Below are 13,152 nucleotides of genomic sequence, written 5' to 3' on the forward strand. Positions count from 1 at the left end.
GCTATGCCACTGCGCACCCACTACGTTTCTCCGGCGGCCCAGGCCCGCCATGTTCTCGCCCTGACAACCAAGGCCTGGCGCATTCCGCCAAGCTCGGCACATGCCGTGGCGCGGCGTGCGCCGCATGGCTATGTGCCGGCAAGGGCGCTGCGGCGGTTGCACGCAGCTGCCGCGCTGGCCTTGCTGCCGCATTCGTGGTGAACTCCGCACCAGGGCCCTGAACCTGGAGGCGAAGAAAGATGCTGATCGTTCTGGGTGGCTTGCCCGGCAGCGGCAAGACCACCATCGCACGCGAGATAGCCGCGCTCGTGCCTTGCGTGTACCTGCGCATCGACGCCATCGAGCAGGCACTGCGCTCGGCTGGTGTGCTGGCTGGTGACGTGGGGCCAGGAGGCTACGTCGTGGCCTACGAACTGGCCCGCTCCAATCTTTCGCTCGGGCAGACGATCGTGGCCGATTGCGTCAATCCCTTGCCCGTCACGCGAGAGGCCTGGCATGCTGTTGCGGCGGATACCTCGTCGCGCATCGTCGAGGTCGAGATCGTGTGTTCGGACATCCCCGAGCATCGGCGCCGCGTCGAGCAGCGAAGCATCGATGTGCCGGGCCTCGTGCCAACGACATGGGCGGCCGTGCAGCAGCGTGACTACGAACCGTGGACTACGCAACGTCTCGTCATTGACACGGCTTTCCTTGGCGCCCGAGAAGCTGCCGAGGTAATTCTTTCTCACACGCGCGACTGAGCACTCAGCAGATATCGATATAGAAATTCGGCGCAAACGGTGCGCGCGATGCCCAAGAGAATTTGAAGCAATTCTTTCAAGGGCGCTTCCCGCCTCATACCGTGTCCTACTCGCTGTCCCTTCTCGACAAGAGCCTGATCCCCGAAGGCGCCGACGCCGCACAGGCGTTCCAGCACACCATCTCGCTCGCACAGAGCGCTGAGCGGCTGGGCTACCGCCGCTACTGGCTCGCCGAACATCACGGCAACAAGAACTACGCAGGCTCGGCGCCCGAGGTGCTGGCCGCGCACGTGCTTGCGAAGACTTCGCGCATCCGCGTGGGCACGGGTGGCGTCATGCTGCAGCACTACAGCCCATTCAAGGTGGCCGAGACTTTCCGCGTGCTGGCCTCGCTGGCACCGGGTCGCGTGGACCTGGGCATCGGCAAGGCGCCGGGCGGCCTGCCGCTGACGAGCAAGGCGCTGCAGTGGCTGCACGATCCGGTGAAGAAGGGCGAAGACTTCGGCGTGCGCCTGGCCGAGCTCGATGCGTTCCTGCACGACGGCATTGCCTCCGGCCATGCACTGGCCGGTGCGGTCGCCACGCCCAACCCGCCACAGCTGCCGCAGCGCGTGCTGCTCGGCGGCAGCCCTGAGAGCGCGGTGCTTGCCGCGCGCCTCGGCTGGCAGTTCGCCTATGCGGGGCACTTCAACAGCGACCCGGTGAATCTCGCGCAATCGCTCGAGGCCTATCGCGCGGAGTCGGGGCGCGCACCGCTGCTCGCGCTCTTTGCATTCGCGGCAGAGACGCACGAGAAAGCCGCGGAGCTTGTTGGCGCGCTGCGAAGCTTTCGTGTGCACCTGCCTACCGGCCAGAGCGTCAACCTGCCGAGCCTCGAAGCCGCCGCCGAGTTCGCGCGGCAGGCTGGCGTGAGCGACTACCGCACCGAAGAGCGCCGCCCTCATGTGGTCGCGGGCACCGGTGAAGAGGTGCGCGATGCGCTCGATACGCTGAGCGAGCGCTATGGCATCGAGGAGTTCGTCATCGACATCCCGGTGGCCGGCTTTGCGGAGCGTCACGCATCTGTCGAACTGCTCGCCAAGGCGCACAAATCGACACCCGTGCCGGCCTGAGCCTTTCCTTTCCATTCCAGAAGAGACAAGAGAGCAATCGTCATGAGCAACAACATCAAGTTCGGCGTCATGCTGCAGGGGGCCGGCAGCCACATGAATTCCTGGAAGCATCCGGGCGGGCCTGCGGATGCCAGCGTGAACCTCGACTTCTTCGTGCGCACCGCACAGAAGGCCGAAGCGGCGGGCATCGCCTTCGCGTTCGTGGCGGACGGGCTCTACATCAACGAGAAATCGATCCCACACTTTCTCAACCGCTTCGAGCCGATCTCGATCCTGTCAGCGCTCGCGACCGTGACCTCGAAGATCGGCCTCGCGGGCACTGTCTCCAGCTCGTACAGCGACCCGTTCACGGTGGCACGCCAGTTCGGCTCGCTCGACCTGATCAGCGGCGGGCGCGCGGGCTGGAACGTGGTGACCACGCCGCTTGAAGGCAGCGCCAAGAATTACAGCCGCGCGCACCCCGAGCACGCATTGCGCTACGAGATCGCCGACGAGTACCTGGCCGTCACGCAAGGCCTGTGGGACAGCTGGGACGACGACGCCTTCGTGCGCAACCGCGAGAGCGGCCAGTTCTTCGACCGCGAGAAGCTGCACCCGCTGGACCACAAGGGGCGCTTCTTCCAGGTGTCGGGCCCGCTGAACATCCAGCGCTCGCCGCAGGGGCAGCCGGTGATCTTCCAGGCCGGTTCGTCGGATGCGGGCATCGGGCTCGCGGGCAAGTATGCGGACGCGGTGTTCACCCATTCGCCTTCGCTGGAAGACACGCGCAGCTTCCTGAGGCAGGTGAAAGCCAGCGCGGTCGCACAGGGCCGGCAGGCCGACGACGTGAAGATCTTCCCCGGCATCGGCCCCGTGGTCGCGGCCACCGAGGCGGAGGCCGAGGCCAAGTACCGCGCCATCCGCGAGCTGCTGACGGTGGAAGAGGCACTGGCCTACCTCGGCCGCTTCTTCGACCACCACGACTTCAGCCAGTACCCGCTGGACGTGCCGTTCCCCGAGCTGGGCGAAATCGGCCGCAACAGCTTTCGCTCGACCACCGACCGCATCAAGGCCAATGCGAAGGCCAAGGGCCAGACCTTGCGCGAAGTGGCGCTCGAAGTGGCCACGCCGCGCACGCAGTTCGTGGGCACCGGCGAGCGCATTGCCGACGAGATCATCCGCTGGGTGGACGAGGGCGCGGCCGACGGCTTCATCCTCGGCTTTCCGGTGCTGGGGCAGGGCCTCGACGACTTCATCGAGTTCGTGATTCCGGTGCTGGAAGCGCGCGGGCGCTACCAGCGCGAACTGCCCGGTCACACGCTGCGTGACCACCTGGGCCTGCCGCGCAAGGCGAGCCGCTATGCGGCGCAGGAAGTTGCGCCCGCAGTGCAGAAGGCTGCCTGATGAGCGAACAGTTCCTCTACACCACGCCGCTCGACCCGCGCGCGAAGCCGCTTATCGAGGGCCTGGCCTTCGAGTACGACAGCCGCTACGGCGACGTGCTGCGCGAGCCGGGTGCGCCGCGCGAGATGGATCGCTATCCGCCCGAGGCGTTCGCGCCATCGCACGGCGGCAACTTCGTGCTGCTGCTGCGCGACGGCGTTGCCATCGGTGGCGGCGCGTTCATGCGCCACGACGAGCGCACGGCGGAACTCAAGCGCGTGTGGACGCACAGCGATTTGCGGCGGCAGGGCCTGGCCAGCAAGGTGCTCGCGGAACTGGAAGCACAGGTGCTGCGGCAGGGCTATGAGCGCATCTACCTGACGACCGGCTTTCGCCAGCCTGAGGCCGTGGGCCTGTACATCGGCCATGGCTACACGGCGCTGTTCGATCCGCCCGTCGACCCGGAGACGCCGCGCAAGCTGCCGTTCGAGAAGTACTTGAACACGGGGCACCATCACGGTCGCCTTGCCGAGCAACAGGCTGAGGCGGTGCAGCGATGAATACGACCGTTCTCGATGCCGGCGCCGAGCCGCGAAGCCCCGTACCGGTTCGCGCGCCGCAACCGCAGCGCCCAGCACCTGCACCAGTGCCCGCGAAGGGCGACTACTCGCACTTCCGCGTCGTGCCGGCCAGATACCCCGCGCGAACGGCCGGCACGATCTTCGCGGTGCTGGTCATCGGCATCGTGCTGCATTCGACGCTGACCAACCCGCGCTGGGGCTGGGGCGTATTCGCGCAATGGTTCTTCGCCGAGCCTGTGCTGCAAGGCCTGGGCCGCACGTTGCTGCTGACGGCGCTGGGTGCGCTGCTGGGCTTTTTCTTCGGCACTGCCCTGGCGCTGGCGCGTGTGTCCCGCTCGCCGCTGCTGGCGCGGCTGGCTTGGGTGTTCACCTGGATCTTCCGGTCGATTCCTGTGATCGTGCTGCTGCTGATCATCAACAACCTGGGCTATCTCTACGAGACGGTGACGCTGGGCATTCCGGGCACCGACGTCACTTTCTTCTCGTACCCGACAACGCAACTGATCAGCCCGTTCGTGGCGGCGCTGCTGGGCCTCACGCTGAACCAGGCGGCCTTTGCCTCGGAGATCGTGCGCGGCGGCATCCTGTCGGTGGAGCAGGGGCAGCTCGAAGCGGCGGCGGCGCTGGGGCTGTCGCGCACACGGCAGTCCTTTCGCATCGTGCTGCCGCAGGCCATGCGAACCATTCTGCCCACGGCGTTCAACGACATCATCGGGCTGGCCAAGGGCACGTCGAACCTCTACATCCTGGCGCTGCCCGAGCTGTTCTACACGATCCAGATCATCTACCGGCGCAACCTGGAAGTGATTCCGCTGCTGATGGTGGCGACGGTATGGTACCTCATCATCCTCACGGTGCTGTCGGTGGTGCAGCATTACGTCGAGCGGAATTTCTCGCGCGGGGCGCTGCGCAATCCGCCGAGCTCGTGGCTTGGCGGCGTGGTGCGCGGGCTGTGGCGCGCGAAGATGCCGGCTGCGCGGCCTGTGGCCGAGGAAGCATCCGTTGCCGATGCCCCTGCACAGGTGCCGCGATGGACCGATCCGCTCACGCAGGGTGGCGAGGTCACTATCCACGGCGTTTCGAAGAGCTTCGGCGCGCTCAAGGTGCTCGACGACGTGACGCTGACCGTGGGGCAGGGCAGCGTGACGGTCATCCTCGGCCAGTCGGGTTCGGGCAAGTCGACGCTGCTGCGCGCCATCAACCACCTGGAGCGCGTGGACGACGGCTTCATTGCCATCGACGGCGAGCTCATCGGCTACCGCCGCGACGAAGACACGCTCTACGAGCTGCACGAGAAGGAAATTCTCAAGCGCCGCGTCGACGTGGGCATGGTGTTCCAGAACTTCAACCTGTTCCCGCACCTCACGGTGCTGGAGAACATCGTGGAGGCGCCGGTGTCGGTGCGCGGCCTGCCGCGCGCGGAAGCCGAGGCGCTGGCTTCGGAGCTGCTGGTGCGCGTGGGCCTGAGCGACAAGACGCATGCCTATCCGAGGCAGCTCTCCGGCGGCCAGCAGCAGCGCGTGGCGATTGCCCGTGCGCTGGCGCTCAGGCCGAAGGTGCTGCTGTTCGACGAGCCCACCTCGGCGCTCGACCCCGAACTGGTCGGCGAAGTGCTGGCCGTCATCAAGGAGCTGGCGCGCTCGGGCACCACGCTGGTCGTCGTCACGCACGAGATCGGCTTTGCCCGCGAGGTGGCCGACACCATCGTCTTCATGGAGCGCGGGCGGATTCTCGAAACCGGCTCGCCCGACAAGGTGTTCAACGCGCCGGAGCATCCGCGCACGGCCGAGTTCCTGGCCAAGGTTCTTTGACTTTTCCTTTCCTCTCTTCTTGCTGCATTGCCCTTCATGACCCATCGACGAAACATCCTGTCCGTTCTCCTGGCCGCGCTGCTGGTGCCGCTCGCCGCCTCGGCCCAGCCCGCCGCCGACCTGAGCCCCGAGCAGGCCGGCCGCCCGCGCGCGCAGAAGATCGACGAGGCCATCAAGCTCGCGAAGGATTTCAAGTTCCAGAAGGAGGGCGTGCTCGTCGTCGGCACGACCACCGGCCGCCTGCCGTTCGCCGCCTATGCGACAGACACGAAGACGCCGGTGGGCAACGCCCCCGACATCGCGCAGCTGGTGGCCGACAGCCTCGGTCGCAAGCTGGAGCTTGTGTCCACCGCCTGGGCCGACTGGCCGCTGGGCCTGCAGTCGGGCAAGTTCGACGTGGTGGTGTCCAACGTGACCGTCACGGAAGAGCGCAAGGAGAAGTTCGACTTCTCGACCTACCGCAACGATCAGATCGGCATCTACGTGAAGTCGGACAGCAAGCTCGGCGCGATCAAGGAGCCGAAGGACATCGCGGGCCTGAAGGTGATCGTTTCCGCCAGCACCAACCAGGAGCAGATTCTTCTGCGCTGGAACAAGCAGAACGTGGCGGCCGGGCTGAAGCCGGTGGAGATCCAGTACTACGACGACGATGTGGTGCAGCGCCTGGCCATCCAGTCGGGCCGCGCCGATGCCTACGTGGGCCCGAACGCCATCGCTGCCTACGAGGCGCGCGACGGCAAGACGAAGCTCGCGGGCGTGTTCTCGGGCGGCTGGCCGCAGACGGCCGAGATTGCCGTTACCTCGCGCAAGGGCTCGGGCCTTGCCGATGCGGTCACGCTGGCGCTGAACACGCAGATCAAGAACGGCAACTACGCCAAGGCGCTGTCGCGCTGGAACCTGGAGTCGGAGGCCATCGCAGCCTCGCGCACCAACCCGCCGGGCCTGCCGAAGAACTGATGATGGCCATGACTTTTCTCAAGCACGCCTGGATCGCCCGTGGCCTTGTCGCGCTTACGCTCGTGGCCGGCGCGGCCCATGCCGCCGACAAGTTCGACTTCAGCCCCGAGCAACGCGGCCGCCTGCGCACCGGCAAGGACGCCGAGGCCGTCAACGCGATTCCGCCGGGCTTCAAGTTCGTGAAGGAAGGCGTGCTGACGGTCGCGATCGCACCGTTCGCGCCACCCATATCGACCTACGCCACCGATGCGAAGACCGTCGTCGGCTTCGACCCCGACTTTGCGCTTCTCATCGCCGACGCATTGGGCCTCAAGCTCGACCTGCAGCCCATTGCCTGGGCCGACTGGCCGCTGGGCCTGAGCTCGGGCAAGTACGACGCGGTGATCTCCAACGTGGGCGTGACCGAGCAGCGCAAGGAGAAGTTCGACTTCTCGACCTATCGCCTCGGCCTGCACGGCTTCTATGTGCGCACCGACAGCGCCATCAAGGCGATCAGGGAGCCGAAGGACGTTGCGGGCCTGAAGCTGACGACCGGTGCAGGCACCAACCAGGAGCGCATCCTGCTCGAATGGAACCGGCAGAACGTTGCGGCGGGCTTGAAGCCCGTCGAGATCCAGTACTACGACGACGATGTGACGCGCACGCTGGCGGTGGTCACCAAGCGGGTCGACGCCAATTTCAATCCGAATGCGCCACAGGCCTACGAGGCGGCGAAGAACGGGCAGATCCGGCTGGTGGGCACCGTCAACGCGGGCTGGCCGCTGAAGTCGGACGTGGCCATTGCCACGCGCAAGGGCAGCGGCCTCGCGGCGGCGCTGACCACCGCGGCCAACAACCTGATCCGCAACGGCACCTATGCCAAGGCGCTCGCGCGCTGGAGCCTGGCCGAAGAGGCGTTGCCAAAGTCGGAGATCAACCCGCCCGGGTTGCCGAAGTTCGCGCCGTGAGCATTCGCCATCTCGCATTCCTGACGCCGGGCAACTACGCCGAGGCCGACCCTTTCGCGGGCATCGAGGCCGCGCTGAAGCTCTTCGAGTTCGGCGAGAAGCGGGGCTTCAACGGCGCATGGGTACGGCAGCGCCATCTGGAGCGCGGTGTGTCGTCGGCCGCGACCTTCCTGGCCGCCGCGACGCAGCGCACGCGCCGCATCGAACTGGGCGCAGCGGTGATCCAGATGGGGTACGAGAACCCGTTCCGTCTCGCCGAAGACCTGGCCACGGTCGATGTGCTGTCGCGCGGCAGGCTGCAGGTGGGCCTGAGCGCTGGCGCGCCGCTGCATGGAGCACTGCTCGGCAACCGCTTCTACGACGCGGCGCCGAACACCATCGACTTCACGCACAAGCGCGTGGGGCGGCTCAAGGCCAATCTGGAAGACACGCTGCTTGGGGACGAGCAGACTTTTGTCGAATCGGCCGGCGGACGTGTGCGGCCGCGTGTGCAGCCCCATGCGCCGGGCCTGATCGACCGGCTCTGGTATGGCGGCGGCTCGCTGCGCTCGGTCGAATGGGCGGGGCGCAACGGGTTCAACCTGCTGCTGGGCAATGTGCTCTCGGGCGAGACCACCGACGACTTTCTGCAGGCACAGCTGGGCTTGATCGAGCGCTATCGCGCCAGCGAGGCGGACGCGCGCAAGGGCAGAGTGGCGCTGGGCCGTGTGATCGTGCCGCTCGACGGCGCTGACACCGCCACGCGCAAGCGCTACCGCGAGTTCGCGGCAGGACGCGTCGAACGCACGCTGGCACCGCAGGGTGAGCGGCGCACGCTGTTCGCGACCGATCTCGTGGGCACGTCCGATGAAATCCTGGAGCGCCTGCGGCACGACCCGGTGCTGCCGCATGTGAGCGAATTGCGCGTGGAGCTGCCCTACAACTTCAGCAGCGAGGACTACGAACAGATATTGACCGACCTGTCCCGCCGCATCGCGCCGGAGCTTGGTTGGCGATCGCTTTGATCTGGAGGAGGAAATGAGAGGAAGCAGGAGTTGAGTTCGAGGTGAGTCGGAGTCGGGTTGCGCTTTCTTGTGCAATTCGATGGACGGCTTTGGGCGGGCCTCGCGAGGCTCGCTTTTTTTTGCCTTGGACGATGGCCGCGATTCCGGCATTTCGTTCTTAGAATCGCTGCCGGAGAACGGTGGTGTAGCGGAAGCACGCCCCCCGCCACGGGGGCAGCGCTGGTTCGAGTCCAGCTCGTTCTCCCCACACAAACTCGGCGTGGATACGGCCGGCATGCATGCGGGAGGGCGTTTTTTGATCGATGGGCTGCCGGCGGTGAGCTTCACGGACGAAGAGTTGGCGATTGCCTTGCGAGTGTTGCAAGCCATCTCGGATGACCCTTCCAGCATGGACCATCACCCGCGCTTCAAGACGCTGGTCGCGAAGATCCAGAAGGAGGCCAAGCGGGGCCAGCGCCATGCGCGCCAGGCCATGGCTGCGGCGCAGTTGCAGGAGGCCCGCCTGCAGGCTGGCCTGGTGCGCGCGCAACAGGAGGTGCCCGCGTTGCGGGATTCTTCCGTCCCTTCCAACTCGATGGGCGCGCTGCTGCGGCTCCAGCGCTGCTATGTCTGCAAGCAGCCATACGGGGAATTGCACCATTTCTATCATCTGCTGTGCCCCGGCTGTGCGGAGAGGAACTGGGCCAAGCGCGCCCAGCGTGCGGACTTGCACGGGCGCGTGGCGCTGGTGACAGGCGGGCGCATAAAGATCGGATTCCAGACCGCGTTGCGCCTGTTGCGCGACGGCGCCGACGTCGTCGTCACTACCCGTTTTCCGAAGGATGCACAGCAGAGATTCCTCGCCATGCCCGATGCCGATTCGTGGCGCGACCGCCTGACGCTGGAAGCGCTGGATCTGCGTAACGTCCCTTCGGTGGAGGCGTTTGCTGACGATCTTTGCCAGCGGTTGCCGCACCTCGACATCCTGATCAACAACGCGGCACAGACGATCAAGCGCCCACGCGAGTTCTACGCCGCGCTGATGGCCGCCGAACCCACGCCATGGTTGCTAGAGGCCAGGAGCCACTACCTGGGGCAGTTGCCGGGCTACGGCGATTACTTTGTGCAGAAGGAGCTGGACAGCTATGGCCAGACGCTTGACAAGCGACCGGACAATTCGTGGTCGCAACGACTGCATGAAGTGTCCACGCTGGAACTGCTGGAGGTGCAGCTCGTCAACGCCGTGAGCCCCTTCGTGCTCACGGGCAGACTCAGGCCGGCACTGTTGCGCTCCCCGCATCCACGCCGTTTCGTGGTGCAGGCCTCCGCAATGGAAGGGCAGTTCAACCGCAGCGAAAAGACGGAGTTCCATCCCCACACCAACATGGCCAAGGCCGCGATGAACATGATGGTGCGCACCAGCGCCCAGGAGTGGGCCCGTGACGGCATCTACATGAATGCGGTTGATACCGGCTGGGTGACGGACGAGAAGCCTTACCCCCGTGCCATGCGCGCGCGGCAGACACAGAACTTCTATACGCCGCTGGATACGATCGATGGCATGGCCCGGCTGTTCGATCCAATCGCACGCGGTATCAACGAGCCGGGCACGCCGCTATTCGGACATTTCCTCAAGGACTACGAATCCTATGCCTGGTGATTTGCCGACGGACGAGAACTCGGTGCATTGCCCGGTTCACCGCGTTGCTGTCACGCCGTGCGGCGCGCAAGAGCTTGCGCCTTTGCTGGCTCACCTGAGCGCAAATCTTGCCGTCCAGGGCGAACAGCGTTTTCCGCGCGGCACGATGCTGGACGATGGCCGCCTGGACCTTTGCAAGCAAAGTCTGGGTACCGAAAACTGCCTGCGGCTCGTAGCGGCACTTCAGGACAACACGAGGGTGCGCAGTCTCATGCTGGGCACCGACGCCATTGGCGATGTTGGAGCGGGAGCTGTGGCCAGGTTGGTGGCCGGGAATGCGCACCTCCAGGTGCTCTATCTGGGGTGCAACAACATCGGTCCTGAGGGCGCGCGTGAGCTGGCCGCCATGGTTGCGCAGGCGCCGCAGATCACCGGCCTCTGGCTCAAGCGCAACCCCTTGGGGCCGGAGGGGGCGGAAAGCATCGCGCGCATGCTGCGCGACAACAAGCACCTGCGCATGCTCGACCTTGTCAACACCGATCTGCGCGGCGCGGGCGTGCGCGCAGTGGCCGATGCCCTGTGCGCCGGCAACAGCAGTCTGCGAAGCCTCTACCTGAGTGGCAACGGCCTGGGACCTTCGGTCGTGCCAGACCTTGCCCGGCTGTTGCGCGAAGCGCCGCAGATCGCGGCGCTGTATGTGAGCGCAAATCACCTCGGCGATGCGGGTGCGATCGAACTGGCGAAAGCCCTGCGTCACAACAGCACGTTGCAAACACTGGAACTCGCGAGCAACGGTATCGGGAGCGAAGGGGCCAGAGCACTCTTCGAGGCGGTCGGGGATTCGGGCCTGCGCAACCTCAATCTGGGCTACGCGGTGTCGGGCAAAGCGCTCGGCGCGCGTGCCAACGAAATGGGCGACGAGGGCGCAGCTTGCGCGGCGAAACTGATCGCGACATCGCCCGCGTTGCGCGCGTTGGATCTCACGCGCAACGGCATTACGATGCACGGCCGGTCGGTATTGATCGAGGCTACGCTGCACAACCGGCGACTCGGCCGCCTGATCGTGGAAGGCAGCCAGCCGAAAGCGCTGGTGCAGCACCTCGCCCAAAACAGGGCTGCCCATGGTGACGACGCGCCGAAGGATCAGGCCCTGATCAAGAGCGTCTATCGCTGACTGGACACGCCGAGCAGGAAATCCGTGACCTCGTCCGAGAACACGTAGCGCTGCCCGTCGACGAGTACCCAGTCCGGGCTCTCGGGGGCCGGCCGTGCAGCGGGCATTCCATGGGCGACCAGCGCTTCGGCGCAGCCGAGCCAGTCTCCTTCGCCGTCCGGCGGTTCGTTGCATGAAGCCCACGAGAGGCCGCCGCAGGCGTTGTCGTCGAAGCCGTGCCGTTCTTTCCAGCTTGCGCCGTGCTCCAGCAGGAAGCGGACGAGGCCGGCATCGCCGCGAAACACGGCCTTGTTCAACGCCGAGGCATCCCAGTCGCCGCCGCGAGTTGCGATGGGCCAGCCGAGTTCGACCATCAGCTTCACCGCGTCGCTGCATCCCTGCGCTGCGAGTTCCGGCAACTGGCGCAGCTGCGTTTCTGAGAGCGTACCGACGATGCCGGGGTGCGCTGCGTGGATACGGCGGGCGGCGGCCTCGTCACCTTGGGCGCAGGCTGCGACGAAGGCTTCATCCACTGAAAGCGGGGCACCACCTCCGGCTTTTTGCAGCAAGCGTGCGACCTCCGGCAGACCGAAGCGCAGGGCGACGGTATATGCGCTCGTGCCATCGATGGTGGTGACTGAAGGATCGGCGCCTGCTGCCAGCAAGGCCTCGATATGCGCGGGCGACCTGCGCCGCCGGATTGCCCACAGCAGCAGCGAACCCCAGTCGCTTGTGGGAGAGCCTATGGGCGGTTCGTTCGCATTGCCGCCGTGCGCGAGCAGCAACCTCAGCGCTTCCACGTCGTCGAGGTCCAGCACGCGATAGAGCGCATTCGTGCCCGAGATGCGCGCACCGGCGTTCAGCAGCAGCCGCGTGCAGGCCGGGTTCTCCAGCGAGTGATAGAGCGATTCGCCGTCGTTCGGATCGGCGCCTGCGTCCAGCAGCAGCTTCGTGAGCTCGGCGTTGTGGTTCTGGCCGGCGGCGCCGTAGAGCGCGGACAGCCGGTCGGTGTTGGAGGGTGCATCGATTGACGACGGAGGCCAGCGGTTACCGACCGACTGATCGGGGTCCGCGCCGGCATCGAGCAGCAGCTTCGCGCAGGCGAGCAGGCGTTCGCGGAAGTCAGGCAGCTGCATCAGGCCGGAATGAGCCACCGCAACGAGTGGCGGGAGTGCGAGCGGGCCTCTCGCGCGGTGCACCCAGCCCGGGTCGTGTTCGATGGCGCGGCGCAGCAGCGTTTCGTTGCCGACCGCGCAGGCGAGGCTGGGGTCGTCACTCAGCAGGCCGGGGCTTTCATCGAGCAGGCGCAGGGCCACCGACGGCCGCGCGTGGTTCGTTCCGCCGGCGACGTCACCCGCGTAGACAAGGCGCAGCCAGTAGAGAACCGACTTCGCCGGATCGTCGGACTGCGGCCGGCGCGCGAGAACAAAGCTTTGCAGCTCGGCCCAGGACGCGAAGCCGTATTCGCGCGCCACGCACGACTGCGCATCGTGCAGGCGCAAGCCGAGCGCTGTTATCTCGGCATCGCTCCTGCCGGCGGCGGCAGGCAGTGCATCGCGAAATCGCGCGGTGGCGGTGGGGTCGTTGCTTCGGTAGAGAGCGAGCAGCTCCTTGGCTTGCTTCTTCAGGTGGCCCAGGTCGGGCCGGGCGGGCATGCGCTTCATTTGAACCTCCGTGCATCAGACGCCGATGACCCGCAAATCCGGCTGCACAAAAGGTGTTGTGGATCGGCAAATGAAGGCAAGTGGGTTCAACCCTTCCCGCGGGCCCGGGCGCGGCTTGCACCGCGGGCGGGATGTTAGGGCACGATGCGCGCGCCGGTCAACGGACAGACAGCGAGCGGCTACAGTGGCGCGCACATCCATCC

At 66.3% G+C, this 13,152-nt stretch carries 12 protein-coding genes and 1 tRNA gene; 12 read left to right on the plus strand and 1 reads right to left on the minus strand.

The window, feature by feature from the left end; genetic code table 11:
* The first annotated feature begins 3 nt into the window (after positions 1-3).
* From ACTG4X_RS17495 to ACTG4X_RS17550, 12 genes are all read left to right on the plus strand, one after another.
* Positions 4-201 carry a hypothetical protein gene (locus ACTG4X_RS17495; RefSeq protein WP_440531465.1) on the plus strand — a complete coding sequence of 66 codons (198 nt, stop codon included), beginning with the start codon at positions 4-6 and terminating at the stop codon, positions 199-201.
* Between the two features lie 38 nt (positions 202-239).
* The gene (locus ACTG4X_RS17500) at positions 240-740 is read left to right on the plus strand and encodes an AAA family ATPase (RefSeq protein WP_440531466.1); all 501 of its coding nucleotides are present in this window, start codon (positions 240-242) and stop codon (positions 738-740) included.
* Positions 741-841: 101 nt separating this feature from the next.
* Complete coding sequence (locus tag ACTG4X_RS17505) at positions 842-1,852, plus strand: LLM class flavin-dependent oxidoreductase (protein ID WP_440531467.1); 1,011 nt, start codon at positions 842-844, stop codon at positions 1,850-1,852.
* A 42-nt stretch (positions 1,853-1,894) separates the two neighbouring features.
* Positions 1,895-3,235: an LLM class flavin-dependent oxidoreductase gene (locus ACTG4X_RS17510; protein WP_440531468.1), complete on the plus strand. Its 1,341-nt coding sequence runs from the start codon at positions 1,895-1,897 to the stop codon at positions 3,233-3,235.
* Positions 3,235-3,774 (plus strand): GNAT family N-acetyltransferase, encoded by a 540-nt coding sequence (locus ACTG4X_RS17515; protein ID WP_440531469.1) that lies wholly within the window; start codon positions 3,235-3,237, stop codon positions 3,772-3,774. Before ACTG4X_RS17510 ends, ACTG4X_RS17515 begins: the two co-directional genes overlap by 1 nt.
* On the plus strand, positions 3,771-5,606 hold the full coding sequence (locus ACTG4X_RS17520; RefSeq protein ID WP_440531470.1) for an amino acid ABC transporter permease/ATP-binding protein: 1,836 nt from the start codon (positions 3,771-3,773) through the stop codon (positions 5,604-5,606). Before ACTG4X_RS17515 ends, ACTG4X_RS17520 begins: the two co-directional genes overlap by 4 nt.
* A 36-nt stretch (positions 5,607-5,642) precedes the next feature.
* Positions 5,643-6,563, plus strand: a complete 921-nt coding sequence (locus tag ACTG4X_RS17525; RefSeq protein ID WP_258354994.1) for an ABC transporter substrate-binding protein — start codon at positions 5,643-5,645, stop codon at positions 6,561-6,563.
* A gap of 8 nt (positions 6,564-6,571) precedes the next feature.
* The gene (locus ACTG4X_RS17530; protein ID WP_440531471.1) at positions 6,572-7,510 is read left to right on the plus strand and encodes an ABC transporter substrate-binding protein; all 939 of its coding nucleotides are present in this window, start codon (positions 6,572-6,574) and stop codon (positions 7,508-7,510) included.
* Entirely contained in the window at positions 7,507-8,514 is a 1,008-nt protein-coding gene (locus tag ACTG4X_RS17535) for an LLM class flavin-dependent oxidoreductase (RefSeq protein ID WP_440531472.1), read from the plus strand. Before ACTG4X_RS17530 ends, ACTG4X_RS17535 begins: the two co-directional genes overlap by 4 nt.
* A 172-nt stretch (positions 8,515-8,686) precedes the next feature.
* Positions 8,687-8,761 (plus strand) — tRNA-OTHER (locus ACTG4X_RS17540).
* Positions 8,762-8,773: 12 nt separating this feature from the next.
* Entirely contained in the window at positions 8,774-10,153 is a 1,380-nt protein-coding gene (locus ACTG4X_RS17545) for an SDR family NAD(P)-dependent oxidoreductase (RefSeq protein ID WP_440531473.1), read from the plus strand.
* Positions 10,143-11,306 carry a hypothetical protein gene (locus ACTG4X_RS17550; RefSeq protein WP_440531474.1) on the plus strand — a complete coding sequence of 388 codons (1,164 nt, stop codon included), beginning with the start codon at positions 10,143-10,145 and terminating at the stop codon, positions 11,304-11,306. Before ACTG4X_RS17545 ends, ACTG4X_RS17550 begins: the two co-directional genes overlap by 11 nt.
* Here ACTG4X_RS17550 and ACTG4X_RS17555 read toward each other — a convergent pair.
* Complete coding sequence (locus tag ACTG4X_RS17555; RefSeq protein ID WP_440531475.1) at positions 11,297-12,949, minus strand: ankyrin repeat domain-containing protein; 1,653 nt, start codon at positions 12,947-12,949, stop codon at positions 11,297-11,299. The two genes, ACTG4X_RS17550 and ACTG4X_RS17555, sit on opposite strands and share 10 nt — an antisense overlap.
* Positions 12,950-13,152 lie beyond the last annotated feature (203 nt).

The sequence above is a fragment of the Variovorax sp. YR566 genome (genome assembly GCF_051992195.1).
GTDB lineage: Bacteria > Pseudomonadota > Gammaproteobacteria > Burkholderiales > Burkholderiaceae_C > Variovorax.